Source organism: Posidoniimonas corsicana, assembly GCF_007859765.1.
GTDB lineage: Bacteria > Planctomycetota > Planctomycetia > Pirellulales > Lacipirellulaceae > Posidoniimonas > Posidoniimonas corsicana.
The window spans coordinates 701,103-727,008 of the sequence record NZ_SIHJ01000001.1; the positions used below are offsets into that span (position 1 = coordinate 701,103).

Sequence of the window (25,906 nt, forward strand, 5' to 3'; positions counted from 1 at the left end):
AAGGTCAAGTCGCGGCCAAGAACAGATGTGGCTACATCAGTTCTACATACAGCGCTAATCTAAGCTTCTGCATAACCTCCAAGACAAGAGTTGAGCCAGATCGATCCAAGGCGATTCCTGAGGAACCATTAGGCGTAGCAACACGTGATTGCAATCGGAAGCCAATCGCAAGCATTGAAGCCATTCGGACATCACGTTGTTCTGAAAAGCCGTTTGGCATCCGCGACATCCGGCCATGCCAGCCCGACCGACAGCCACCCAGCCCTAACGCCCTCTTCCGCCGGGGGCACGGTCGCCGTAACTCCAGGAAGAACCTATGGTTGTGGTTATTGAGAAGTGTCGGCTAGCCGCATTTCCGACAAGTGGTCAGACGTTCATATCTTGGCCAGCCGGTTGGGCACCCCTCTGAACGCCCGATCTGATGGATTTTCTGCTGTTTTTCTGGGCAAGCGGGCCACGTGGGCCATCGCAAGAACGCCCGCCATCAGAGTAGGTGGACAGCTGGGTCTTGGGAATGCCGCCGAGAAGTCGCCTGAGCGCGCGTACAGCGCGCCGCAGCGCCGGTTGGGCAGATGGCCCACGGCCGCGCCCGGAGCGCGCGAGACGGCCTCTGAGGGCCCCTGAGCGCGCCCTGGCGGTTCCTGGGCGCCGTGTGAGCAAACTTGGCGCGAGAGAAGCCCGCGCCGCCAACAGAAAACGCCCGCTAGAGGCCTAGCGGGCGTGAAGGGGAATCCAGGTTGTGCGCCGGCCGCGGCTACTCGGCTGCTTCGCGCCGCAGCCGTGCGATCGCTTCGGCGACGTCGGGCTCGAGGTCCCGCGCCGCCTCGACGATGTCGGGCGGCAGTTCGTCCTGGCGATCCAGGATCGCCAGCAGCAGCGCCGCCACGCGTTGTTGCAGTTCTAGCATCGCACCGCGAAACCGGTTGCGCGTCCGCGGGCCTTGGCGGCGTTGGTCCCTTTGAGCCGCAGCCCGCAGACCACGCCCCGCCCGTCGACGCTGGGCAGTCGGACGTCGTGCTTGTCGGCGTCGATCACGGGCCACTCCGCGCCCCAGTACCTAACGGAACGCGGCAGCGCGCCGATCCGGCCGCAAGCCGGGTAGTAGTCTACCGCAAACACGGCCGCCACGTTGCCCCCGCGGCGGAGGAAGCTGGCCAGCGTGGCCGGGTGCGACGACTCCGAGGCCGAGAAGGTCAGCGTGTAGTTCTCCGGCAGCCGCCCATCGAGGTACGCGCGGAACCGGCTTCGGACCTTGGTGTAGTCGTAGAACCGGATGCCGGGCCAGCGGGCGATGGTTTCGGACCAGTCGAGGTCGGACGCCACGTTGAGCCGGACCAAGGGCCGCAGCCCTAGCCGCTCGGCGCGGCGGGCATGGGCGGCCAGGTCGCGGTCCAGCTGCGCCAGGAAGCCCGTGCGGTCCTCGTAGAGCCATTGGGTGTCCAGGCGGGCCCGGTTCCGCGCGGCGGGCAGCACCCGCTGGCCGGAGAACCAGAGGTTGCACGCCGCGCGGCACCCCACGGTCGAGGCCGGGCAGACTTCATGCCCGGACAGCCGGTGCGGCGCGAGGGTGAGGCCCGCCAGCAGGTAGCGGTCCGGGCCGGCCTTCGCCAGCTTGGCGTTGGTGCGGAGCAGTCTCATCGGCCCCTCCTTCCGTGCAGCAGGGCGACCACGACCAGCGCGACGCACGCCGCGCCCAGCCCGGCGGCGCCCGCCAGCGTGGCGAGCGCGTGGATCAAATCGATAAAGCAGGCCATCGCAATAAGCCTCCTCGGGTGACGAACCACCGAACACGCGTCCGGATCCGCCGCCATCCTTCGCGGGCGGGTCGGGGTCGGCGCCCCCTGGGCGGAGAGATTGGTGCGCCCGGTTGCTGGGCAGTTGCGCCTAGGGTTTGGGCGCTGGGGGAGTGGCCAGCTGGGCTCGGCGCGGGGCGCCGCAGGGCGCTCAGAAGAGAGGCGACGGCCTGAGCCGCTGGAGGGCAGTTAGCCAGGGGAATGGACTGTGGGAAACGAGAACAGGAGAGGCCCCATGCGTGTATGTGGGGCCTCTCCTGATTTTTTCTCTCGAGGCGCCGCCGGGAGAACGTCCGCCACAACCGATCCAATACACCTCATACATCAAATACACTAACTGGAGTAAGGAGTTCCAATAGAGAACTATTACAGTTGTCTATCTGAAGAATCCCTTACCAGTTGGTGTATCTAATGTATTGAACGTATCTCGAGGGAACCTCCGGGCCCCCTCATCAGACGCCCAAGGCGTACGTATCGTCCTGGAACGCGAGGTTCTTGTACCCCCGCTTCCCATTCCGGTTGGTGGAGAGTCCGGGGTAGTGCTCCCTCAGCCGCTTCTCGATCGGCCCGGCCGCCCACACATCATTCTCCTGGCTCCATGCTTCCCAGTTGGCCTTGATGTCCTGAGTGGCGAGGAACCCGCCATCGGCGGGCTTGATGGCCTCGCTCAGGAACTGGCGCACCGGGTCGGAGTGCTGCTGGTACTTCTCGGTATGGAGCTGCACCTGCGGCGGCTCCTGGAGCCCCGACGCGAGGTACTCGCTGCAGCCCTCCACCAGCCAGGCCAGGATGTGGTCCTGCTCGTCGAGCAGCTGGTTCTTCAGGTGCGGGTTCCGCTGCTCCTCCGGCACGATGTTGTCGAAGCTGACCACCTTGATCCGGCGCCAGATTCCCGTGTCGGTGCCACGGATCTCGGGCTTGTGGTTGGTCATCAGGAACAGCGAGTGGGAAGGGTTGAAGGTGAAGAAGTCCTTCTGGACGAAGCGCGCCGTCAGGGCGCTCCCGCCGGTCAGGCGCTTAACCTTGGCCTCGTCGAGCTCGGCGCCCTGGGCGGTCTCCTCGGCGAAGCAGAACCGCTTGCCGTGCAGGCTGGCGATATCCGTGGGGTGCCTGTCCCACCGCGACGCGGTGAGCAGCCCGTCGGGGAGGGGCGCCGCGTAGTCCCCCAGCACGTGCGAGACGGTGTCGAACAGCACCGACTTGCCGTTGGCGCCCGACCCGTAGCAGACGGGCAGGACGTGCTCGAGCTGCTTGCCAATGAGCGACAAGCCGAGCAGCCGCTGCATGTAGGCGATCATCGTCGTGTCGGACTGGAAGGTCTCGTTGAGGAACTCGAGGAACTTGGTGGCCTTCGCCGCGTCCCCGAACAGCGCCTTCGTCGCCTTGGTCAGCAAGGCCTTCCGGTTCGCCGTCAGCAGCCGGCCGGCGTTGAGGTCCAGCACGCCGTTCGGGGTGCCCAGCAGGTACGGGTCGCTGTCGAAAGCGGCGAGGCCCAGCCGCATGGCGGGGTCGTCGGCCGCGAGCTTGACGGCGTCACGGATCCGGGCGTGGTTGGCCGAACTCTTCGCGAAGTTCTCGTACTGCTTCACCATTTCTTCATCGACGTCCATACCCAGGCTGTAGGCCAGTTGCAGCTCGGCCCGCACCATAGCCGCGAGATTCTTCCGAGCCATGTACCGCAGATCGTTGGGCTCGGAGGAGAAGCGCCACAGCCCACTCTTGGGCAGGTAGGTCGCCCACTGCTTGCACTCCGGCACGTACTTGATGTCGCCGTCCACCAGGCTGACCAGCCGCTCGGTATTGCCGTCGTCGCTGAGGCCGCGGAGCGCGATCGGGGCGAACGTCGCGAAGTCGAGCTCCACCAGGGCCCCTCCCGTCGTCACGTCGGGGCTGCGCTCGGCCTGGCGGAGCCGGTCCAGACGCTCGCTATCGGTGAAGCTGCTGAGAAACGGGGTCGTCTGCTCCTCGTACTCCTGGAGCGTCGCCAGCGCGCAGTCGTTCGAGAGGTAGTGCTCGGCCGCCCTGCGCATGCAGACCGCTAGACGCTTCGAGCCGTCGCTAACGTCCTCCATGTTCTTCGTCGTCTCGATCATGGCGGCCAGGCAGCCACGGTGCACGCCCGTGTCCGGGTCGCCCTCCTTGCGGTCGATGCCCTCCAGCTTGGCTTCGTGTTGCTTCTTTGCCTCGGCGTCGTTCTCGGCCAACTCCTTCAGCTTCTTAGCCACGTCGTCCGGGAGGGTGGGGAGCTCGGGAATTGCATCCGGGGAGTGGCCGACCTTCCATTCGTAGCGGTTCCCGGTAGCCGTCCATCCGCCCTTGCCATCGGATACATAGTGCCGACTCGGCGGGAGCACCGAGAAGGCCCCCTTGCCGCCGGTGCCGATCTGCACCATCACCTTGGCCCCGTTTGAGCCCCGGAAGTGCACGTTGCCGCGGTCGGCCGGCAGGTCGGACGCCGCGGCCCGGAACGAGAGCCGGTGGCCGCGCCCCGTATTTGCCCACCAGCACGGAGGGATCTCTCCGTCGAACAACTCCTTGGCCGCCTCCATCTCCTCGTCCGAGTCGATGTCGACCATCACGACAATCTGGCCCTCGGCGCCGTCCGGCGGACTGTAGGGGCCGGCCAGAATCCCGATCGTGGGCGTTGCACTACGGTCGATAAAGGCGTTAAGGGCGGCCTCGGTGGGTTCCGCGGTCTGCCAGTTGGCGCCCATGGCGCCGGGGTTCTTCCCCTCGGCGGCCCGGACACGCAGCCCCTTGCCGCGAAGCTTACTCGCCCACGTCTTCAGCTCGTTGCGGTAATCGGTAAGGGATTCTGTCGTCATTAGTCTCTGCTCCTGAATAGAAAAGTAATCGCCAAACCAGTCTGGCGAAAAGCGGGTTAGAGGTTCGGCGACACACCGAACCGTTGCACCTGCTTGCAGCACGCCGTGCACGACTGCCCGACCAAGCCGAAACTGTGTCGATCAAAGACAGCAGTCTGCGCTTAGGCGCGCGGAAAGAAGTCCTTGCAGCCCTGGTCGACGCACCGACGACGCCTCTTGAGCGCCGGCGGCCTGCCTTGAGGCTGGTACGCGGACCGGTCTAGGTACGCGTCCAGGGCCACCGGGTCAACACGGTAGGTCGGACGACGGGCGCCGGGGACCGCGATGTCCTTGGCGGGCAACACGCCTGTCGAAATCAGACGCGAGACGTGAGAGCGACTCACGCCGAGGCGTTCGGCGACGCCTTGGGAAGAGAGAAGTGGGGGCATATGTCCATGCCGCTCGGGTGGAGGACGCCGTCGACGTCGCTCCCGATTGAGCTTCGTGCTCGTGCTGCGGGACGCAACAGGATAGGGAGGGGCCAGCTGGATCCGCGACGCGCGGACCCACGACAGCCACACACGTGGCTGAGTTCATGGGTTCCTAACTAATCACTGCCCCAGAACTTTTCCAGTCTGGAAAGCCCCGCTGGCCAGGAAAACTTTGCGATCCCGGTCGGTGGCGCGGGTTGTACCGGTCGTGCGGCCTCAAGTCCGTCGGTGTTGACTGCAGAGCGGCCTAGTCGAGCGTGACAACCGCGAGTGTGACCACCGACCACACGCTCCACCACGGAAGTGTTCTGAATAACGATCCGTCTTCTCTGCCCCCGAACAGACACGTTGCTTTGGCGCCGCCGCGGGTCGCACCGCATCAACGATGCGGACACTCATCGGAATTGGAATCGACGCGCTCCTATGCCCCTCCGCCGAAGGTTGCCAGTCAAGATGGACGTGGTAACCTGACACACCGTGGACGCGAGCGAGCGGTTGTGGCCACAACCGCTACCAGCACAATTAGGCCGATTCCGTCATATTTCGCAACTACGAGAGAATGCGTTTGCGCCTACTATTTCAGGCTATAACGCGTATTCGGCATGATTGAGCAGAGTGCTCAGAATCCCTTTTCAGGGCCGTGCTCTACCAACTGAGCTATCTGACCGTATTCACAGAGTGGCGCGAAACGCAACTTACTGTCGGAAGGACATTTTGCCTCCTGCGACGGTTCGCAACGCCGACGTGCGACACAACAAGCCGGAGGCCCAATCGTCTTAGCTCTCCACTCGGAGAGCTCCTAAGTATGCCCCCCAGTCGGGCCTCCATCAAGCCCTCCTAACCCTATTCTCGATTCCCACTTACGACCCACCGACTTTGCTAGGTTAGGCCGCACCGCCAGCGCCCCGCCTGAGTGATGAAGCGGTTGTACGGGACTTTCCGACTAACGCAATTAGGGGCGTGCCTCCGTGACCGAAAACCTCACGCTCGCCGTACGACTCGCACTGCGTCTGCTCCCGCATTCGGACTCGCTCAGCCAGGTCGCCTGCCGGACCAACCGACGCACGCCTGCTCGAACTGAGCCGCCAAATCGCCCCAACTTGTGGAAGCTTGGTGGATGCAGTTCCAACAGGACCTGCCACCCCGTACGAGGCCCGCGGACGCCCTTTCCGGTCCAGACTCCCTAAGTACTATCAGAACGCAAGGCTCTACCTACCCAAGCTGCGATGAGCGGTGGGCTCTTTGCGAATCGCGTTCATGATCGGGCATAGGCGCTATTGAGCCCGGTTTCTACCGGCCCACCTTGGTTGCATGGCGACCACGCTGAAGCGTTTAGGCATAAGTGTACCGCTAGCTCTCCTTAGCTAGTGAAGGTTCGCCGTCGCTACCGACTCGGCATAGCGTTTGCCTCGCTGTACCAACAGTTCACGTTCTAATTCCTTCGTCGCCCATGGCGGAGCGGCGGTGCGTCTTGGCACGTTGCTGCCCCGTCCCAATTCTCAAACTGACAGCAGCGCCCAAAAAGCGTACGCCGCCATCAAGGAACCACCGAGCCTCTCATGCCGGAGCCTGGAGCTGAATCAAACACGCTTGTGCAAAGGAACCGGACGGCCGTTTCTAACCATCCGCCGTTCCCACCGACCAGCATCTTTAACCCCCCCGTTCTCGCAGCACGCGATCACGGCAGCGCTCGGCTGCAGCATGGCGTCGACCGGCTGGTCGCAGACTACCGTGACCGGGGGCACCTCGCGGCCAAGCTCGACCCGCTCGGGCTGTCGGAGCGCGGCGGCGACCTATTCCAGCTAGGTGAGTACGGGCTGAGCACCGACGACGACAGCGAGAGCGTTCTGCTCTCCACCGCTGGCCGCCAGGCGCCCACGAGCGTCCAGCTGGGAGAGCTGCGGCAGCGGCTCACCGATACCTACTGCCAATGGGTAGGCTACGAGTACTCCCACCTGCGCGACGCCGATGCGCGGGCGTGGCTGCAGAATCGGATCGAGAACCAGCAGGGAGCCGACGCCCCGGCGGAGCTTCAGCGGCGGGTCCTCACGCAACTGAGCCGCGCCGTTACTTTCGAGCGATTTGTCCGCAAGAAGTACCTGGGGTCCAAGACTTTCTCCCTCGAAGGCGCCGAGACGCTGATCACGCTGCTCGACCTGGCGCTCGACAACGCGGCGGGCCACGGCGTCGCGGAGGTGGTGATCGGCATGGCCCACCGCGGCCGCCTGAATGTGCTCGCGAACATCGTGGGCAAGCCCCCCGAGGAGATCTTCCGAGAGTTCGAGGACCAGCACCCCGATTGGTGGCGGGGACGTGGCGACGTCAAGTACCACCTCGGCGCGAGCGGCGAGTGGACCGGCTCGAACGGCGCCGACGTGCACATCTCGCTTTGCTTCAACCCGAGCCACCTGGAGTTCATTAACCCGATCGCCTTGGGCCGGATCCGCGCGAAGCAGGATCGCGTAGGCGACGCCGATAGGACACGCGGCGTGACGGTCCTAATCCATGGCGACGCCGGCTTTGCCGGCGAGGGCATCGTGCAGGAGACCCTCAACCTGACCGGGCTCGACGACTACCGCACCGGCGGAACGCTGCACGTGGTTGTCAACAACCAGCTGGGGTTCACCACCGGGCCGTCGGAGGGTCGGTCCACCGAGTACGCCACCGACATCGCCAGGGCGTACGATATCCCGGTCTTCCACGTCAATGGAGACCAACCCCTCGCCGTGGCCAGCGTCGTGCGGCTGGCGATGGAGTTCCGCGCCCGCTTCCAGCGCGACGTTGTCGTCGACCTGTACTGCTACCGCCGCTGGGGGCACAACGAGGCAGACGAGCCAACCTTCACCCAGCCGGTCATGTACGACGCGGTCGAGAGCCGCGACTCGATCTACGACGCGTACCGTGATCGGCTCGTCGAAACCGGCGTTGTGACGCGCGCCGAGGCCGATCAGCACGCCGAGCAGACGCGTGCTGAGCTCGAGGAGCACTACCAGGCTGCTCAGCAGAAGACCGCCCAACCGCACGAGCCTCCCCTCGGCGGCGTTTGGCAGGACTACCGCGGCGGCGCCGCGGATGACGACGAATGCGAAACCGCCGTTGACGCCGGGCAACTGAAGGAGCTGATAGAGAAGATCACGACGTTCCCGGACGGGTTCCACCTGCACCCCAAGCTCCAACGCAGCGTCCAGCAAAGGAAACTCATCGCCGAGCAGGAGGCGCCCGTCGATTGGGCGACCGCAGAATCGCTCGCTATCGCGTCCCTCGCGACCGAAGGGGCGCCGGTGCGGCTGTCGGGGCAAGACTCGGGGCGAGGAACGTTCAGCCATCGCCACGCGCTGCTCCACGACGCGGAGGACGGACGCCGGATCAACATCTTCTCGAACCTCGCCGACCAACAGGGCGAGGTGCAGATCATCAACAGCCCGCTCTGCGAGGGCGCCTCGCTGGGATTCGAGTACGGCTACTCCCTCGACTACCCCGGCGCCCTGGTGGTGTGGGAGGCTCAGTTCGGCGACTTCGCCAATGCCGGACAGGTGATCATTGATCAGTTCATCTCCAGCGCGGAAGACAAGTGGCGGCGGCTAAGCGGCCTGGTGCTGCTGCTGCCGCACGGCTTTGAAGGGCAGGGGCCTGAGCACTCAAGCGCGAGACTCGAACGGTTCCTCACTCTAGCCGCCGAAGACAACATCCAGGTCGCCTGCCCGACCACGCCGGCCCAATACTTCCACCTGCTCCGCCGTCAAGTGGAGCGTCCGTGGCGGAAACCCCTGGTGGTGCTGACCCACAAGAGCCTGCTGCGTCACCCACGCATGGCGTCGAGCCTGGACGAGCTGAGCGGCGGCGGGTTCCGCCCCATCCTGGCCGACGACCGGCCCGCCGCGTCGGAGACGTCCCGGATCCTGATGTCCAGCGGGAAGATGGCCTACGACCTGTTGGAGGCGCGGGAAGAACGCGGGCGTTCCGACGTCGCGATCGTGCGGGTCGAGCAGTTCTACCCGCTCAGCGACGCCCAGCTCGCCGACACGCTCCGCCCATATGAGGACGGCGCCCGCGTGGTTTGGGTTCAGGAGGAGCCCGAGAACATGGGGGCCTGGCCGTACTGGAGGCAGCGGTGCTGTGATCGCATTGCTGACCGATTTCCGTTCTCGTGCGTCTCCCGCGAGAGCTCCGCGAGCCCCGCGACCGGCTCCTCGGCCGCGCACAAAGACGAACAGCAAGAACTAATCGAACAGGCCTTTAACACCTAGATCTGCGATGAGCATTGAACTCAGAATCCCCGAAGTGGGCGAATCGATCCGCGAGGTCCAGATTGGGGCGTGGCTTCACAAGGAAGGCGACTCCGTGCAGGCGGACGAGGGGCTGGTCGAGCTTGAATCCGAGAAGGCATCGCTCGAACTCCCTGCGCCGCGGGCCGGAGTGCTCACTAAGATCCTCAAGCAGGAGGGCGAGTCGGTCGGCGTCGGCGAGGTCGTAGGCTATTTGGAAGAGGGGAGGGAGGACGGAGATAGCGAGCAAGGTCCCAGCGCGACTGAGGGGGAGGAGCGTGACGACCGGGAGGCGGCGCCCGCCAATCATGAAACGGAGAAAGGCGAAGGCCCCAGCGCTGAAGCACCGGCGCCGCCATCCAAGGAGGGGGCGACGGCCAAGGCGTTCGCCACGCCATCGGCGCGTCGCGAGCTGCGTCGGCACGGCCTCGAACTAGAAGACATCGAGGCTTCGGGGCCGCGCATCCGGGGAGAAGATGTTCGGCAGTGGGTGAAGGAGCACGAGAACCACCGGCCGGCTGGAGACGACCGCCCGCGCAACCCGCCCGGCCCAGAGGACCACCGTCCGCTGCAACAGGCCGCCCGAGAGGAGCTCGTGCGGATGAGTCCCATCCGGCGGAGAATTGCCGACCGGCTGGTGCAGGCCCAGCATCAGGCCGCACTGCTGACCACCTTCAACGAGATCGACATGTCCGCGGTGAAGGACCTCCGCAAGGCCCACGGCGAGCGGTTCCAGCACAAGCACGGGGTCAAGCTGGGTTACATGTCCTTCTTCGTCAAAGCGCTTGTGGATGCACTGAAGCTAATCCCCGAACTCAACGCCGAGATCCGCGGCGACGAGATTGCCTACCGCAACTACCACCACATCGGTGTTGCAATCGGGGGCGAGAAGGGGCTCGTCGTCCCAGTGATTCGGCACGCCGAACGGCTCAGCTTCGCCCAGATTGAGCACGCCATCGGCGACTTCGCCAATCGGGCGAATTCGGGGGATCTCTCGCCCGACGAACTCACCGGCGGCACCTTCACCATCTCCAACGGCGGGGTGTACGGCTCGCTGCTGTCGACCCCGATTGTGAACCCGCCCCAGAGCGGGGTGCTCGGCATGCACGCCATCGAGGACCGGCCGATCGCCCGCAACGGCGAGGTGATCATCCGGCCGATGATGTACGTCGCCTTGACCTATGATCACCGCATCGTCGACGGCCGCGAATCGGTCACCTTCCTCCGCCGGATCAAAGAGGCAATCGAGGATCCCGCAAGGATGCTGATCGAAGTGTAGGTCGTTGAGTTCGGATCGATTGCTCCGCCTGCGGCCGTCCTGCGCGTGCCGCCCGTGCCGGTCGGGTATCCATCACAGACGCCTCATTCAAGACTCCCTCTTACGAGGGGCATCTGGCCGCCCACCGGCGCCAACTTGGCGTCGCCCGGGCTCCTGGCCACTCGGCTCATGAAATCGCAACGGGAGTCCGCGCTGGCTAGGGGACTCGCCTTGTGAGCTCCGGGCGTTATCGTACAGCTAGCGCGAGACACCTTCGGTCTGCCAGCTGGTGTGTAGGGTTTTGCCTCTCCGAGCGGCGTATAACACTCCCGCCCCCATCGCATAGTCGAAGTCGGCACTTTCGACTCGGACGGCTCTACCGGGAGCTCAACCACGTCGGTACTCGATGGCTCCGACGTTGTCCTTTATCTAGCAGGCGACTCGACTTCCGCGCCGGCATCGCCTACGTCGACGCCGGCATGGACCTGCAGGGTCTAGTCAACGTTAGCGGGGTCGCCAACCTGCTGGGGACCACCACCTTCCGGTCGACGTCAACAACGGACGTCACCGCGGGGTCTACGCTCGTCGTCTGGGGAGAGACCTACTACGACGGCGGCTTGATTGACGCCTCTGGAATTGTGGAGCAGGCTGGCGACGCCTTTGTCACCGCCGACCAGACGATCTCCACTACCAGCGTGTTCGACTGGGATGGCCCTTTGAACGACTCGTCCTTCACTGTTGAGAACGGCCGCGAGTTCCACCTCACTGCTGGCAGCCTCAACCCGTCGCACAACGTCTACAACGGGTACCTGTCGATCCACGGTGGGCTGCTGAATGTCGACGTGGCCGACGATCAGTGGTTCCTGGCGGACATGCTACGGTTGATCTCCGGCGTCAAGGGCGAGGGAGCCGCCATCAGGGGCGTCGACCTTGACGTAACCGGAGGCGTCGTCGCTCCCGGGCCGTCGACGCACACGATCTTTGCCAAGACGAGGTTCGTAGGGGCCGGGTTGTCCTTCTCGGTGGGCTCGGGCACGACCGTCCGATTCGACGCGTCGGTGGAGTTCAACGACGGCGTCCACAGCGGACTGGACGTTGTCACTATTGCTCAGACGGCTCTGGTCGATGGAGGGGACGTTGCTTCACCCGTGTTCAACATCGAGGCGCCCGCCAAGGCCGAGCTGCGAAGCGGCCGGCTTCGCGCGGGCGAGCTGTCCGCCGATGGCGACTTTACCATGGTCGGCGGCGTCCTGTCTGCCGACGTGTTCCGCGGTGATCTCGTCAACAAATGCGGCGCCATGGGACCCGGGCCAAATCCGCTCGCCACCGGCGATATGGTTGTCGAAGGCGACTATGAACAGAATGACCTAAGCACGCTTGATATCCAGCTCGCCAGTGAAACGGTGTTCGGTACGATAACGGTCGTCGGCGAGGCGGTGCTCGACGGCCGGCTAAATGTCGAGCTGCTGGGAACGTACGCCCCCGTTCTAGGAGACACCTTCAAGATCCTCACTGCGGCGGCGATCAACGGCGAATTCCCCCACTTGTCCCTCCTGTCGCTGGGAGGCCAGCTCGGATGGAACCTGAACTATTCGGCCAACATGCTGTCGCTGGAAGTCGCCGATGTGGTCTTCGAAGGGGACTACAACGACGACGGCGTCGTGGACGCGGCGGACTACACGGTTTGGCGTGACCAGTTCGGCGCCGATCGTCCGCGTCTGCCGAACGAACAGGCGACCCCTGGCGAGGTGACCATGGAAGACTACGATGTCTAAAGAGCGAATTTCGGCGCCGTTGAGGCGAGCCTCGTTGCGGAACTGACCGAGGCGCCCGCGCCGTCGGTTGCTGCATTGATCGTGGTCGCCGCGTTGCTTGCGGCCGCGCATCGCCGATCTGGCCCTTGAGCAACGCCCCGCCGCTTTGTTCGCAATGACCGGGTTCACGAGCTTTTGCGTCGATCGGACACCCGTAGTTGGTTTCGACTCATCCGATCGGTAGTCCCCAACGCCGCGGCCGTCCTCTATGCTCTTCTCTTGCCTTGGAGTCGACTCCCGCGCTAACCGACGAGCCGACCGCCGCTACCCAATGCGGCTCCTTCGCAACCCGTGATTCTACAAACACCGAACGGACGGAGGCGGCAATGCCTGGGGGAAACCTCGGTTTCGTCGATGACTGCCTGGATAACTTCCATTCTAATACCTATCTGGCCGCCATCCGCGGAGAACTGGCGGGCCGGGGCTGGAGCGTGGCAGGCGCTACCGCACTACAGATGCCCGAAGGCGTCCAATGGGCCGAGCGCAACAGCTTGGTGTACTACGACAGCGTTGACCAACTCGCATCCAATGTCGACGCGATTGCAATCCTGGCGCCCTCTACACCCGCCACCCACTGGCGTCTGTGCAAGATGGTGTTGCCGCACGGAAAGCCAACGTTCGTCGACAAGACTTTCGCCATCAACTGCTCCGAGGCCCAGCAGATCTTCGACCTCGCCGACCAACACGGCGCCGCGATTCAGTCGACGTCGGCACTGCGTTCGACCAATGTTCAGGCGTACTGCAGAGAATCCGGCGAGCGAATACGATCGATCACGGTGTGGGCCGGCGGCGACACCTTCGCCGAGTACGGAGTGCACCCAATTGAGCTGGCGGTGAGCAGCCTCGACGAGACGCCCAGCCGGATGGCAGTCATCAGCGGCAGCCCGTGGACGACGATCCTGCTCGAGTTCTCTCGGGGCCGCACCGCGACCATTCACTTCAACGCCAGCGAGCACCTGCCTTTCGAGGTGCTCGTTGAGTCCTTAGCAGAGAAGCGGTTACTCAGGGTCGACGACTCGGTGCTGTTCGTCAACGCGGCAAGGTGCATCCTCGACTTTTTCGACGCCGGCCGCGCGCTCGTGCCACGAGAACAGACGATGGCCATCATGCGGGTCCTCGACGCGACGCGGGCGCCCGAGGCCGCCTCCACGTGGCTGGATCTTGAGCCGCACTCGGGCTAGCTCTCGACAGCCGCGCTATTGTTGAGGCCTGCGCGAGCAGTCATACTCCAGTTCGATCACGGCCGACAGGCCCGCAGCGTGTCCGCGACGAAACGGTGAGGACCGCAAAGCCCAACCGACCGAACCGAGTAGAGTGAAGCAATGTTGCGTTTAGGGATCATTGGCGCCGGCGCGATCGGCGAGAAGCACGCCGAAGCGGCGGCCGCCGCCGGACTACAAGTAGCGGGGGTGGTCGACCAGAATCTCGACCAGGCCGAGCGGCTGGCCGTGCAACACAACGCGTACGCCGCCTCCGATTGTGAGTCGCTGTGGGGTGACTCATCGATCCAAGCGGTCGTAATCGCCGTCCCCAACAGCCTGCACCGCCCCTTAGCCGTGGACGCGATGCGCGCTGGAAAAGACGTCTTGCTCGAGAAGCCGATGGGGCTGACGGCCACCGATTGCGACGAACTCGTGGAGCTGGCCGAGGACTCCGGCCGCATCCTGCAGGTAGGCTACGCCCACCGATTCACCTCTGTGGGGAGGGCCGCTAAGCAGTGTGTTCTAGCGGGCGACTTGGGACAGATCTACCACGCCAAGGCCCACCTACACCTACGCCGCGGAATCCCCGGTCTGGGCAAATGGTTCACCACAAAGTCCCTGTCTGGCGGCGGGGTGCTGATTGATGCGGGAGTGCACCTCATCGACCTTGCGCAGCACCTGATGGGCTACCCGAGAACCGCCACCGTCAGTGGCAAAGCGTACTCGGTCTTCGGCGTGAAGATGAGAGAGTACGTCTACGAGTCGATGTGGGCCGGGCCTCCCGACTACCAAGGGACGTTCGATGTCGACGACCACGCCACCGCCCTAGTCACCTTCGAGGACGGCGCCACGCTCGACCTTCAGGTGGCCTGGGCGTGCAACCTGCCGCAGGCAAGTGCGCCGGACTCGATGTTCGCCCTGCTCGGAGATCGGGGCGGGGTTTCGTTCGAGCTGTTCGGCGACCACCTAAATTTGCGGACCGAGTCGGAGGGCCGGAACACCGAGCGCCGTGTCGAGCTACCTGAAGCCGATCGGCTCGTCCTCCAGATCGAAGACTTTGCCGGGGCGGTCGCGACGCGTCGGTACGGCACGGGCGCCACGCCAACGCAGGCAAGAGACGTGCAATCGATCGTCGACCTGATCTACCACTCAAGCGACGCCAATCAAGTGGTCTACGCCTAGGGCTAACACGGGGCCCAATAACTGCAACTCGGCCCCGTTGCCTCCCTGCCACACGTGTCCATCCAGATGCACGCCTGCCAGGTCCTCGGATACGCGACCGCCATCGACCAGCTGCTGGTCGTGCTGTACCTTTTCGCAACGCTAGTCATCGGTTTGCTTGCGAGTCGCAGATTCCGCAGCACGGCGTGCGCGGAGCAGGACGCTGCAGCCGGCGGCGCCAACAGCGAGGACGCGTACTTCCTCGCCGGGCGGCGGGTGCCGGGCTGGATGAACGGCGTGTCGTTCGCCGCGACCGCGTTGAACGCCGATGTCGGCCCCACGTACTGCGGCTTTGCGGTCGTAGTCGGACTGCCGATCGCGTTCTTCTACCTGCCCAGGTTCGCGCTCGGCTGGATGATCGCGGCGCTGCTGTTTGCAGTGCGCTGGAGGCAGCTCCAGATCCGCACCGGTCCCGAGTTCTACTCTCTCCGGTTCTCTGGGCGCCGGACGCGTTTCATCCGAGTCTATTCCGCGCTGTTCGCGGTGGCGGTAAACATGGCGCCTTGGATCGGGGCGGGGCTGCTAGGCGTTCACAAAGTCTTTGGCCCAGCGTTCGGCATCGAGGATAAGGCAACCACACTATCGATCATTCTCCCCATCTTGATCGTGTATGTGTGGATCGGTGGGTTCGCCGGCGTCGTGCTGACCGACGTCATGCAGTCGCTTGTGATGCTGATCGCTAGCGCGATGCTCGTTGTCGCCGTCTTGTGGGAGCACGGCGGTCCCTCTGGCCTTGCCCTGGCCATCGAAGCGGCCCGGCCCGCGGACGCCGCAGATATCCTCTCAACATGGCCGGTCTGGGGGCATCGCGTGCTCGGGCCGGCAGTAGTGCTCGCGTGGCTAATCGTGCCCACCGTCGGACGCGGAGGGGCCGTCGACCTCGAAGGGCAACGTCTCTTTTCCTGCCGGAGTGACCGTGACGCGGCCAGAATGAACATCTGGGGAACTCTTGGACTGTTCACAATGCTGCTGCTGCTGACGCTGCCCACGCTGGGGCTGCTCGCCAAACAGCCGTGGCTCTACGACGCGCGTCCAGGCCGCCGCGAGGAGGCATACTCGATGCTTCTCGGCGAGTACCTCCCGTCAGGATTCTTCGGCATAGCGCTGGCGGCTCTGCTGGCGAGTGTAATGTCAACGATTTCGAGTCACCTGAGCTACGGCGCTCAAACACTAGTTAACGATGTCGCCCGACAACTGATCCCTGACTCGCGACTGCTGTCGCCCGGCTCACGCGGCGCCGTTTGGGTTGGAAGGGTGCTGATGCTCGCGGTCCTTGGGGCGGGAGTCACCGTGGCCTACTACTCCGAATCGCTGATAGGCATCGCTATCGTTCTAGCTGGCATGTACGGCGCCACCGCGAGCGTGTATTGGGGCCAGTGGTGGTGGTGGCGGGTGAACTTCTGGAGCTGGTTGACGGCAATGGTTGGGGGGCCTTGTATCTACGTTCTCTTGGGCGGTATCTCTGTGTTTGGACACCGGATGCCCGGCCTATTAAGTAGCCTGACCTCCTGGGAAGAGACGCGCGCCACGAGCGAGTCGGCCGCGCAGGGAATGGACATGCTCCAGGCTGCGCTGAGCATGGCGCTGACGTGCACTGCGTGGGTGGTGGCGACGCTCATAACGCGACCCGAACCCATGCCCAAGCTGGTCGCCTTCTACCAACAGGCCAAACCGATGGGGTTCTGGAACCCCGTGAGAGAACGCTGCTTGCGAGAGAACCCACAATTTCGGGCGCCCCCTCGGGGCATTCTGCTGCGGGGCATGCTGGCGGCCGCCGTGGGCGCGTTGACGCTGATCGCGGGCGTGCTGACCGCCTCTGTATGGTTCGTGGGCCGCTGGGCCGAAGGATTCTTATACATGGCGACCGCCGTGGCGATGGCGGTTTGGTTTTCAAAGCTATTCGATCGCCAGATGCAGCTCCTCGAGGCCGACCAACAGACCCTCGAGTCGCGCCGGACCTAACCACGGGCGCCGTTCGTGAGCTAACGCGATACCGCCTGGCTCGCTATACCCGGCTAAGACCATGGCCCACGGGCCGTTGAAACTCCGGCACAGCTCGCCTCGCGGCAGCCAGTGGTCTCCGGCGTCGTTACGGGTAGGCCGCGCTGATAGCGGATGGCTAGCCAGGCAAAGCACTCCGCCTCGAGCGTGTCAGGGTTTAGGCCCCGTCGGTCGACGTTGCGCAGTTCGGCAATGGACGCGCCGAGGCGTTCCAACAGCAAGGGATGGCGGCTGCCGCGGCCCGTCACCCAGGCTATCTCGGGTGCTTGCGGGAGTTGCCGGACCGCTAGCGAGATGGCGTCGGCGATAATCGCACAGATGGTAGCCGCGCCGTCCTCCGGCTCCAATCCGGAGACATCGATGTGTTCGAAGTCGGACCGGGTCGGCGTGCGGGGCAGCGGACGGGAAAAGAAGCGACCCTCCAGCGCGTAGTCAACCACTTGCTGGTGCACCTCACCCCGCAGCGAGACCTGGCCTCCATCGTCGTTGGCGGCTTCGGCGACCTCCTGAACCCACTCGTCCAGCAGCTCCAACCCTGGACCCACATCGCCCGCGATGATTTCATTCGCCGGACTCAGCCAAGTGAGGCTGCTCACGGCGCCCAAATTGATCATCAGAGCGGGCCGCGGCTCCTCGGCCATTAGGGCCCAGTGGTACATCGACTCTAGCGGCGCCCCTTGGCCGCCGATCGCGATATCGTGGCGACGGAAGTCGGCTACAACCGGCAGTCCCGTGAGTTCGGCTAGCAGCCAGGGATTGCCGATCTGCAGCCAAACCCCTTCCTCTGGCATCCGGCGCACGGTGTGCCCGTCTAGCCCTACCGCGGCGGCGGCGTTAACCTCCGCGGGGTGAGCCCGACGCAGCTCTTCCACCGCTCGACCGAAGTGGTGCGTGAGCTCCTGCTCTAGCCGGCCTAGCTCGGTAATCGGAAGGTCGTTCTGAGTGGCCTCGAGCAGCCCCCAATGCAAAGCCTGAGGGCACGGCAGATGTACGCCACCGATTGGTCGGATGTCGTCCCTACCGTCACTGTGAATGAGCGCCGCTTCCACCGCGTCGCCGGTGACAGTGGTCAACAGCCCGATGGCGAAGCGATGTGGCGATTCCATTGACTGGCCGTATGGGCGAATGGGCTGGCAGCGACGCACTTCCTCGCTCGTCGCCGCCCGCCTATTCTAGACCAGACTACCACTCCAAGGGCATGATCGCTGGCCGATTTACCGCCCGTGTGCCGACAGGCGCGAGAGAGCCATCCGAACACCCGGTGCTGCGAGCAGAGGAACGTAGATGGCGATCCCGGAGGTTGGCGTACTCATCGAATCCGACACGGCATGGGGCAGAGACCTGCTTCGTGGCGTTGCAAGCTACGCCGACAAGTTTGGCCCGTGGAACCTGCTCATCGAGCCTCACCACAGCCCGGCGACCCGCACTATCCCTCCCGCTTGGCGTGCCGACGGGTTGATCGCGAGGATCTCAACCCCGCTCCAGTTCCAGCGGCTGGTCTCCCAGGGCGCGCCGGTTGTTGACGTTGGCGACTTCTACACCGAAGCGGACGAGACCGACTCGGTCATCACCGACTTTCGTGCCTGGGCGGAGTCGGCGGTTGATCACTTCCGCAGCAAAGGCTTTGAAAGCTTTGCCTACTTCGCACCGCCGAGTCGCGACTACTCGCGCCGCCGCGGCAAAGCCTTCGCCGCAGTGCTTGAGCAGCAAGGGCTTGGCTGCGCGCAGTACCGGCCGGGGTACCGTGTAGGTCGGCAGATCAGCCCGGAAGAGTATCGCCGCAGGGTCACGCGTTGGTTGACGCAGCTCGAGACGCCTGTCGCGGTGTTGACTTCCGATGCGGTGCAGGGGAAGTCGCTGATCGAGGTCGGCATTCAGGCCGGCCTGTCGATTCCCGACGACGTCGCTGTCCTAGCCGGTGACTCGGATGATCTGCTCTGCGAGATCTGCACCCCACCCCTTTCCAGTATCGAAGTGGCCAGCCATCGGATCGGCTTCGAGGCCGCCAAGCGCCTTGCCGCAATGCTGCGGGGAGCCCCCGCCAGCGCCGAACCAGCATTGATCGAGCCGCTCCGCATTTACAGCCGCCAATCGACGGACGTGCTGGCAATCGACGACCCGATGATCGTGAGAGCCCTGCGTTTCATGCAGCAGAACGCCTGCCGCGGGATCGGGGTGGCGGAAGTTCTCGAGGCCGTGCCGGTCACGCGTCGCCAGCTCGAAAGGCTGTTCAAGACCAAACTTGGGCGTCTGCCTGCCGAAGAGCTCCGGCGGCTGAGACTGGAACGAGGCCGGCAGCTGCTGGTCGAAACCGAACTCTCTATCGACCAAGTGGCGGAGGCGGCTGGTTACGCCGGAGCAACGCAATTCGGAACCGCATTTCGCAACCGGTACGGCGCCACTCCGCTGCAATTTCGGCGAGGCGCACAGCCTGACGGGCAGGGCGGTGTCGCAAACGGTGGAAATAATATCGCAGATAATTTTGACCGCTGATCCATGTCCCGGTAGCCTAAGCCACAGTCGCCATGCGCGCCTGAGGAATAGAGATTAGGCCTTCGTGATGGACTTGCTTGGATACCTCACCACATTCGCACCCTCTGGCTGGACGTCTCATGAACTGCAAACTGTCGGCGGCGATCACGCTCCTCGCTTGCCTCTTCCTCACTCCCAACGCCGCGCTGTCCGCAACCTTTGTTGAGATTGCCAGGTTTGATGTCTCGGCCTCTGCGGACGCCAACTCCACGTCGTACATCGGCAACAACCCCTCAGCTGTTGCGTGGGATGGACGACAGCTGTTCATCGCCGGGTTCAACTCGTCGGGCGCTCAGGCGGACACGGCGATCACTGAAATCACCAACGCCGGCGCGGCCGGCCTGAATGTGGCGACGCTCAGTGACTCGTTCGGTGTGCTCTCGACTCCCAATCTCCGCGGCTACTCGGGCCTCGACCTGAAGGACTCCACCCTCGCGGCCGCGTACGACGACGGCGGCGCCGACGCCAACGGCATCCAGGCCCTCGACGCATCGACTCGCACTCAAACTTGGGCCAAGAACGCCCGCGGCGGCAGCGGAGTAGCATTCGACCCAGGCTTCGGCGGCGCCGACCAGGGCGTCGCCTGGACGACCTTCGGCAGCGGCCGTCGCGCCCTGCAGGACGCCGCTACCGGCGCCGACATCTACGGCACATCCGATGGGATGATCATCAACACTGGCTCGGGGTCGTTCTGGCGTGACATGGACTTTGACCCTGCCAGCGGCGATCTCTACGCCCGTCGCTCGAACGGCGTGATCATGAGCACTCGCACCGGGGGGAACTCGGTGACGGCGATCACCGAACTTGTGCCCATCGACACGGGCGCTGATTTCGTTGCCGGGCACATGATCAGCTTCCTTTCAGGGACGCCCGACGGAGACCTGCTGATCTATAACGATCGCCCTGCGACGCAGTCTAACCAGCCGTTTGCATCGGTGGTGAAGGTGATCGACACAGCCGGCGCCGCCCAGTCTGCAGTATTCAACCTCATCGGCGGCGGAGTACCCGCCGACGGCAACGGCTACTACGACTTCGACTACGACCCCACCACCAGGACGCTGGCGATCGCCGACTTCGCCAATCGCAACGTGCACATCTTCGGAGTTGTGCCCGAACCGACTGCGGCCGTGCTGTTGGTTGCTGCGTTCGCCACCGGAGCCACTCAGCGCACGCGACGCGTGGGTCTGCCGGTGCGGTCGGCGTGACCAGAGTTGGCTACGGCAACAGACTTCACACAATTTGGCCTTAGGTAGACTATGCGACTCCTCCCTTACACACTCGGCGTCTTGGCCGCGGCCGTCGCGGCCGGCTTCGCCGGTAACGCTAGTGCGATTGAGTTCAACGAGATCGCCAGGTTCGACGTCAGCTATGCCTTCAGCTCCGACCTCGACCCGGAAGACACCTCGTTCGACGACAACCCGAAGTACATCGGGACCAACCCCCTGGCGGTGGCCTGGAACGGCAGCAAGCTCTACCTTGCCGGGCACGACAACTTCGGCACATCGCTGCTTCCGATTGGACTGATCGAAGTGCTGAATCCGACCCGCACCGGGGTCAACGTGCTCGGCGACGCGGACTTCGGCGCCAAGTTCGGCGACATTTTCCAGCCACAGGGGCGTGGCTACACGGGGCTCGAACTGTCGGGCAGCGGCCTTGCGGCGGCATACGACGATGGCGCCGCGTCCGCCAACGCGATCCAGCTGTTCGACACCAGCAGTAACTCACTGCAGTGGGACCTCAGCAATGCGGGCATCACTGGGCGGGGCGGTTCGGGCGTCGGATTTGATCCTGGATTCAACGGATCGGACGCCACCCCCGGCGTCGCGTGGACGCAGTTCGCTAGTGGCCGCCGTGCGTTGCAAGACGCAGACACGGGCGCCAGCGAGTACCTGCTGGGGTCCGATCCGCTCGGGTTCCAGTGGCTTCCCGACAGCCCGCCGGGGTCTAACTTCGCCCGCGACTTCGCCTTCGACCCCGACACCGGCGATATGTATGTTCGCCGGAACAACGACATCGACGCCGCCGACCGCTCGGGCGAGAACGACACCACCAACCGTCGCACCATCGTCGACGACCCGACCGATGCGGGCGCCTTCAAGCTGGGTCAGAAGATCGAGTTCATCGGGGGCACCGAGGAAGGCGACCTGCTCATCTACAACGACAGCGTCGTCTCGTCTACCGAACAGGCCTTTGTCGACGTAGTCAAGGTTGTTGACACGGACGGCGTCGCCAAGACCGCGACGTTCAATCTCCTGGGCGGCCTGACCGGCGCGGACATCGGCGACGGCGCCGGGATCTACGACTTCGACTACGACCCGGCCTCCAACACGCTAGCAATAGTCGACTTCGTTAACCGCAACGTCTTCATCTTCGAGGTTGGCGCCGGCGTCGACGTGCTTGTCGGCGACTACAACGACGACGGGGCCGTCGACGCGGCCGACTACACCATCTGGCGAGACAACGAGGGCGCGAGCGTGTCGCTGCCAGGCGAGAGCCCCGACGCGGCCACCCCCGGGTTGGTCGACGCCGAGGACTATGCGTTCTGGCGAGGCAACTACGGGGCGGCGGCTGGGGGCAGCCTGCAGAGCGGCGCCGCCCCGGAGCCCGCCTCCGCTGTCCTCGCCCTGCTCTTGGCGTCATGCACAGCGTGCGGGCGTCTCGGTGACCGCGGGATCCGCAATCAAAGGACGGGTGCATGAGACTGGAAAGCAAGTCGACTCCGGGCGTCCCGCAGCGCCAATCCGGGTTCACACTGGTCGAGCTGCTGGTGGTCATCGCCATCATCGGGGTGCTGATCGCCCTGCTGCTGCCAGCGGTTCAATCCGCCCGGGAAGCAGCGCGACGGAGTTCGTGCAGCAACAACCTTCGTCAGCTGGGCATCGGTTGCCTCAATTACGCGTCAACGTACAAGGACGCGTTGCCCCCAGGGTTTGCCGGTTGGGAGTTAGACGAGCAGCGCCGCCAGCCGAAGTGGAACTTCACGAAGAAGAGCATCTTCTCGCGGATCCTTCCGTTTATCGAGGAGCAGGCCGCCTACGACCAGATCGACTTTGAGTACGAGCGGAGCGCAAACCCGTACGATGACCCCTCCCAGTCAATCGTCGTTTCGACGTACCTGTGCCCTAGTTGGGACGCGCCGCCGGTGCGCGTGACATCGGAGGACGGCGCCGGAATCGGGTCGTCGAGCGCCTACGCCTACCAGCACGGCGCCCTGGTCACCTACTCGGGCTGCTCGGGGGCAGACGCCGCCACAATCGCGAGCCTTAGCGGCGGGGGAGGGTACTCGCAGGAGGAGATCGACGAGCTGCGCGTTCAGACGCCCTTCGGGCCTGTTTACCGCAACGGCGCGTTTACGTTCGACGTGATAGAACCGCTGCCCAACCGCTTCTTCGGCAAGGAAGAGCCCCGCAAGCTGCGGCAGATCACCGACGGGACGTCCAACTCGTTCATGATCGGAGAGTTTGTCGACACCCCGTGTGAGAACTTCTCGACGTGTCTTGACCGGCCGTGGTTCAACCGGCCGTGGTACCTCGGAGGCTTCCAAAACGCCCCCTACCACCTCAAGGTCCTGCTGAACCAACCCAACTCCAAGCTCGACAAGTTCTCAGCGCCGTTTGTGCAGCGGCCCTTCAGCAGCCTACACACGGGCGTGGTTCAGTTCGTGTACTGCGATGGCAGCGTACGACCGGTTGCCGAGAACATCGACTTCCTGACCTACCTGGGGCTTGGCACTGTCAACGGCGGCGAGATCATCAATGGGCTGTAACTCACAACGTCACTCCCCACGAGGGGCGCTGGCCGCCGTGGCGTTGACCGCCGCATCTATCGTTGGCTGCGGTGGGTCGGACGGCCGGCCCGAGCTGGCCCCGGTTAGTGGCACGGTAATGCTCAACGAGAGCCCGCTGGCGGTCGGGCAGATCGTCTTCCAGCCGATCAGCGGCGGGCAGCCCGCGGTCGGGCGGCTGTCGGAAGATGGGTCGTTTACCCTGGGCACCTACGGCGATGACGACGGCGCAGCCGTAGGACGACACCGAGTGCGTGTTACAAGCTACTCAACCCAGGCTGGGGAATCCGATGCCGAAGCCAGCGGCGACTCCCTTGGTGAGCTGCTGGTTCCGGAGCGCTACGCCAATTTTTCGACCAGCGGGATTGAGGTCTCAGTGCTCGCCACAGGGAATGCTCCATTTGTCATCAAGCTGGAAGACCTTCCCCAAGACGATGAAGACGACGGGCTCGCCGGAGACGACAGCGGTGACGGGCCAAACGGCAGCCTCCCGGCCGGGCCCGCGCCGGAGGATGCGAATGAACCATCAGCGCAGGAGTAGCACGGACTTGTCGATACCCCGTCAGTTGTACGCAGCAGCCACGACCCTAACGCTTGCTGCGTTGTTTAGTCCCCTTGGCTGCTCCTCCCACCCCGCCGTGGCGCCGGTGAGCGGCAAGGTCACCCTGGACGGCGAGCCTCTCCGCTTCGGCAGCGTCATGTTCCAAGCCGTCAGCGGCGGTCAGCCTGCGACCGGCACGATTCAACAAGACGGTACGTTCTCTTTGTCGACATTCTCCTCGGATGACGGGGCGATCGTTGGGCAGCACCGCGTGCGGGTGGTCTGCTACAACTCGCAGGACCCAAGCCGACCGGAAGCGTCCGGGCCCGCCGGCGACTCGCTGGGCCAGCTCTTGATTCCCGAGAAGTACACCTCGCTGGGTGCTAGCGGGCTAACCGCCGATGTTCCAGCGGACGGGCTGAGTGGCCATCAGATCGCACTCGAGTCGGGGAAGGCGGGGCGTCGATGAGAGTTGCCTTCCACGCAGTCATCTCAGCATCCGTTGCGTCGGCTTGCTGGGCGTCGGCGATCGTCTTGGCTTTCTGCGGCTCGGCTCCGGGCGAGACAAACTCGCTCGACCAGTTCGACGTAGTCGTCTGCGGCGGCTCAGCGGCGGCGCTCGCTGCTGCCTTCACCGCCGCGGAAGAGGGCGCCCGCGTAGCACTTCTCGAACCGACGGACTGGATCGGAGGGCAGTTCACCTCCTCCGGTGTTCCCGCGGTTGACGAGGCGTGGCACCGGGTCGTCGATCCCCACACAAAGAAGGTTGTTGTTGATGTCGCGGGGATTGCGCGTGACCCGCGGAACATGACGCCGTTCCTGCGGGACACGCTCGCCGAGATCGGGAACCCGGGGAAAGGCTGGGTGAGCCGATTCTGCTTCCTCCCACGCGTGATACTCGATGAAGCGTTCCTCCCGCGTGAGCGAAGGTTGCATGATCGGCTTACGGTCTTCCGGGACACGGTCGTCAAGTCGGTCACCACCGACAAGGCGAACCGTCGGATCACCGGCGTCACAGCCATCCAGCGGTTGCCACGCCCCGGCGTCGCAGCGAACGGGTACGACCGCCTTCTGTCCGAAGAACTCGCTGACTGGTACTCGGTTGCGCCGTCCGAACGGTTTGATAAACACGTTTACGTCTTCAGCGCAGGCGCCGACCGCCAAACCGTCTTCATTGACGCGACCGAGTGGGGAGAGGTCCTGGCCCTTTCCGGGGCAAGCTACCTGATTGGCGCCGAGGATCCCGAGAAGCCTTTGGCAGGCAGCAGTGCGTGCGGCCAAGCCATCACATTCGGCTTCGTGATGCGGTACCACAGCTCCGCCCAAGAGAAGCACCCAGTCTACCCAACGGCGCCCAACCTTGGTTTCGGGAGTTACCGGGACCGTGCCGACGCCTGGGACAAGGTGTGGACGTACCGCCGATTGCTGGCCGATTCGGCCGCCCCCTCGCCGGGCGACCTCTCGCTGCAGAACTGGGGGTACCACCCCTCTACCGACGAGTCCGGCAACGACTACCCGTACGGCTATCTGTTCCTTAACAAGCAACAGACCGCCCGCCAAACCAACGACTGGCGGGGTGGCGTCGACGTGGAAGTACTTGCCGCCGCAGAGCGTCAGGCGTTTGCCTGGCACGACTGGTTCCGCCGCGCGGCGCCTCAAGACATCGACCCCGACTGCTTCACCATCGACGACAAGGCGTTGGGGACCACCCACGGCTTGTCTAAGGTCCCCTACATCCGGGACACCCGGAGGTCCGTCGGGCTGGAGGACTTCCTCCTGACGTTCAGCGACATCAGCGGCGCCCAGCCCGCGCAAACCGGGCGTCGATTCGACGATCGCGTTGCCCTTGGCGCGTACGCCGCGGATATCCACCCGCTAGCCGGCTGTGAGTACAGCGAGCTAGCCCACTCGTCGACCCGATCACTGCTGCCTTACTACATTCCGTACCGCAGCCTCACCAATCGGGACTTCGAGAACCTGCTTGTGGCGGGCAAAACCATGGCGCAGACGTTCTTGGCAAACTCGGCCGTACGCCTGCACCCTTCCGAATGGTCCTCGGGTTGTGCGGCAGGCGCAGCCGCCGCCTACCTTTCAGAGCGGGGGCTCACCAGTGCGGAAGGCCTCCGCGAGATCAACGCAATCCGAGAGATTGTGTCCCGCCACACCCCCATCGACTGGACGATCGACTGAGCAGGGTCTC

18 protein-coding genes are annotated in these 25,906 nt (G+C 64.4%); 13 read left to right on the forward strand and 5 right to left on the reverse strand.

From position 1 onward, the window contains the following. Positions 1 to 754: 754 nt before the first annotated feature. From KOR34_RS26400 to KOR34_RS02555, 4 genes are all read right to left on the reverse strand, one after another. Positions 755 to 907: a hypothetical protein gene (locus KOR34_RS26400; protein ID WP_197531078.1), complete on the reverse strand. Its 153-nt coding sequence runs from the start codon at positions 905 to 907 to the stop codon at positions 755 to 757. Next, positions 901 to 1,638, reverse strand: a complete 738-nt coding sequence (locus tag KOR34_RS02545; RefSeq protein ID WP_146561933.1) for a GP88 family protein — start codon at positions 1,636 to 1,638, stop codon at positions 901 to 903. The genes KOR34_RS26400 and KOR34_RS02545 overlap by 7 nt, the downstream gene beginning before the upstream one ends. 607 nt (positions 1,639 to 2,245) lie before the next feature. After that, positions 2,246 to 4,618: a phage/plasmid primase, P4 family gene (locus KOR34_RS02550; protein ID WP_146561935.1), complete on the reverse strand. Its 2,373-nt coding sequence runs from the start codon at positions 4,616 to 4,618 to the stop codon at positions 2,246 to 2,248. A 161-nt stretch (positions 4,619 to 4,779) separates the two neighbouring features. Continuing rightward, positions 4,780 to 5,046 carry a helix-turn-helix domain-containing protein gene (locus KOR34_RS02555; RefSeq protein ID WP_146561937.1) on the reverse strand — a complete coding sequence of 89 codons (267 nt, stop codon included), beginning with the start codon at positions 5,044 to 5,046 and terminating at the stop codon, positions 4,780 to 4,782. Positions 5,047 to 6,647: 1,601 nt separating this feature from the next. Between KOR34_RS02555 and KOR34_RS02560 the strand changes: the two genes are divergently transcribed. From KOR34_RS02560 to KOR34_RS02585, 6 genes are all read left to right on the forward strand, one after another. Then, on the forward strand, positions 6,648 to 9,335 hold the full coding sequence (locus KOR34_RS02560; protein ID WP_146561939.1) for a 2-oxoglutarate dehydrogenase E1 component: 2,688 nt from the start codon (positions 6,648 to 6,650) through the stop codon (positions 9,333 to 9,335). A 7-nt stretch (positions 9,336 to 9,342) separates the two neighbouring features. Beyond that, on the forward strand, positions 9,343 to 10,632 hold the full coding sequence (gene odhB / locus KOR34_RS02565; RefSeq protein WP_146561940.1) for a 2-oxoglutarate dehydrogenase complex dihydrolipoyllysine-residue succinyltransferase: 1,290 nt from the start codon (positions 9,343 to 9,345) through the stop codon (positions 10,630 to 10,632). 458 nt (positions 10,633 to 11,090) lie between these two features. Then, complete coding sequence (locus tag KOR34_RS02570) at positions 11,091 to 12,386, forward strand: hypothetical protein (RefSeq protein WP_146561943.1); 1,296 nt, start codon at positions 11,091 to 11,093, stop codon at positions 12,384 to 12,386. Positions 12,387 to 12,751: 365 nt separating this feature from the next. Further along, positions 12,752 to 13,606, forward strand: coding sequence for a Gfo/Idh/MocA family protein (locus KOR34_RS02575; protein ID WP_146561945.1), 855 nt, complete (start codon positions 12,752 to 12,754; stop codon positions 13,604 to 13,606). A 141-nt stretch (positions 13,607 to 13,747) separates the two neighbouring features. Then, on the forward strand, positions 13,748 to 14,809 hold the full coding sequence (locus KOR34_RS02580) for a Gfo/Idh/MocA family protein (RefSeq protein WP_146561947.1): 1,062 nt from the start codon (positions 13,748 to 13,750) through the stop codon (positions 14,807 to 14,809). A gap of 54 nt (positions 14,810 to 14,863) precedes the next feature. After that, complete coding sequence (locus tag KOR34_RS02585; protein WP_146561949.1) at positions 14,864 to 16,810, forward strand: sodium:solute symporter family transporter; 1,947 nt, start codon at positions 14,864 to 14,866, stop codon at positions 16,808 to 16,810. Between the two features lie 53 nt (positions 16,811 to 16,863). On the opposite strand, the gene KOR34_RS02590 is transcribed toward KOR34_RS02585, so the two are convergent. Next, entirely contained in the window at positions 16,864 to 17,994 is a 1,131-nt protein-coding gene (locus KOR34_RS02590; RefSeq protein ID WP_146561951.1) for an anhydro-N-acetylmuramic acid kinase, read from the reverse strand. Between the two features lie 139 nt (positions 17,995 to 18,133). On the opposite strand from KOR34_RS02590, the gene KOR34_RS02595 reads away from it, so the two are divergent. The 7 genes from KOR34_RS02595 (at position 18,134) to KOR34_RS02625 (ending at position 25,896) form a co-directional block, all read left to right on the forward strand. After that, entirely contained in the window at positions 18,134 to 19,342 is a 1,209-nt protein-coding gene (locus tag KOR34_RS02595; protein WP_146561953.1) for an AraC family transcriptional regulator, read from the forward strand. Between the two features lie 119 nt (positions 19,343 to 19,461). After that, a complete protein-coding gene (locus KOR34_RS02600; protein WP_146561956.1) occupies positions 19,462 to 20,586 on the forward strand; it encodes a hypothetical protein in 1,125 nt (374 codons plus the stop codon). Between the two features lie 51 nt (positions 20,587 to 20,637). Continuing rightward, positions 20,638 to 22,080: a hypothetical protein gene (locus KOR34_RS02605; RefSeq protein ID WP_146561958.1), complete on the forward strand. Its 1,443-nt coding sequence runs from the start codon at positions 20,638 to 20,640 to the stop codon at positions 22,078 to 22,080. Next, positions 22,077 to 23,147, forward strand: a complete 1,071-nt coding sequence (locus KOR34_RS02610; RefSeq protein WP_146561960.1) for a DUF1559 domain-containing protein — start codon at positions 22,077 to 22,079, stop codon at positions 23,145 to 23,147. Before KOR34_RS02605 ends, KOR34_RS02610 begins: the two co-directional genes overlap by 4 nt. Before the next feature lie 118 nt (positions 23,148 to 23,265). After that, a complete protein-coding gene (locus tag KOR34_RS02615; protein ID WP_146561962.1) occupies positions 23,266 to 23,706 on the forward strand; it encodes a hypothetical protein in 441 nt (146 codons plus the stop codon). 61 nt (positions 23,707 to 23,767) lie between these two features. Then, entirely contained in the window at positions 23,768 to 24,175 is a 408-nt protein-coding gene (locus KOR34_RS02620) for a carboxypeptidase regulatory-like domain-containing protein (RefSeq protein WP_146561964.1), read from the forward strand. Further along, entirely contained in the window at positions 24,172 to 25,896 is a 1,725-nt protein-coding gene (locus tag KOR34_RS02625; protein WP_146561966.1) for an FAD-dependent oxidoreductase, read from the forward strand. Before KOR34_RS02620 ends, KOR34_RS02625 begins: the two co-directional genes overlap by 4 nt. Positions 25,897 to 25,906: the final 10 nt, after the last annotated feature.

Excerpts from the sequence above, each read along its gene's own strand:
- KOR34_RS02555 (WP_146561937.1), bottom strand. The coding sequence starts at position 5,046 with ATGCCCCCACTTCTCTCTTCCCAAGGCGTCGCCGAACGCCTCGGCGTG.
- KOR34_RS02560 (WP_146561939.1), top strand. The coding sequence starts at position 6,648 with ATGCCGGAGCCTGGAGCTGAATCAAACACGCTTGTGCAAAGGAACCGG.
- KOR34_RS02575 (WP_146561945.1), top strand. The coding sequence starts at position 12,752 with ATGCCTGGGGGAAACCTCGGTTTCGTCGATGACTGCCTGGATAACTTC.
- KOR34_RS02625 (WP_146561966.1), top strand. The coding sequence starts at position 24,172 with ATGAGAGTTGCCTTCCACGCAGTCATCTCAGCATCCGTTGCGTCGGCT.
- KOR34_RS02550 (WP_146561935.1), bottom strand. The coding sequence starts at position 4,618 with ATGACGACAGAATCCCTTACCGATTACCGCAACGAGCTGAAGACGTGG.
- KOR34_RS02610 (WP_146561960.1), top strand. The coding sequence starts at position 22,077 with ATGAGACTGGAAAGCAAGTCGACTCCGGGCGTCCCGCAGCGCCAATCC.
- KOR34_RS02595 (WP_146561953.1), top strand. The coding sequence starts at position 18,134 with ATGGCGATCCCGGAGGTTGGCGTACTCATCGAATCCGACACGGCATGG.
- KOR34_RS02615 (WP_146561962.1), top strand. The coding sequence starts at position 23,266 with ATGCTCAACGAGAGCCCGCTGGCGGTCGGGCAGATCGTCTTCCAGCCG.
- KOR34_RS02605 (WP_146561958.1), top strand. The coding sequence starts at position 20,638 with ATGCGACTCCTCCCTTACACACTCGGCGTCTTGGCCGCGGCCGTCGCG.
- KOR34_RS02570 (WP_146561943.1), top strand. The coding sequence starts at position 11,091 with ATGGACCTGCAGGGTCTAGTCAACGTTAGCGGGGTCGCCAACCTGCTG.
- odhB (WP_146561940.1), top strand. The coding sequence starts at position 9,343 with ATGAGCATTGAACTCAGAATCCCCGAAGTGGGCGAATCGATCCGCGAG.
- KOR34_RS02545 (WP_146561933.1), bottom strand. The coding sequence starts at position 1,638 with ATGAGACTGCTCCGCACCAACGCCAAGCTGGCGAAGGCCGGCCCGGAC.
- KOR34_RS02580 (WP_146561947.1), top strand. The coding sequence starts at position 13,748 with ATGTTGCGTTTAGGGATCATTGGCGCCGGCGCGATCGGCGAGAAGCAC.
- KOR34_RS02600 (WP_146561956.1), top strand. The coding sequence starts at position 19,462 with ATGAACTGCAAACTGTCGGCGGCGATCACGCTCCTCGCTTGCCTCTTC.
- KOR34_RS26400 (WP_197531078.1), bottom strand. The coding sequence starts at position 907 with ATGCTAGAACTGCAACAACGCGTGGCGGCGCTGCTGCTGGCGATCCTG.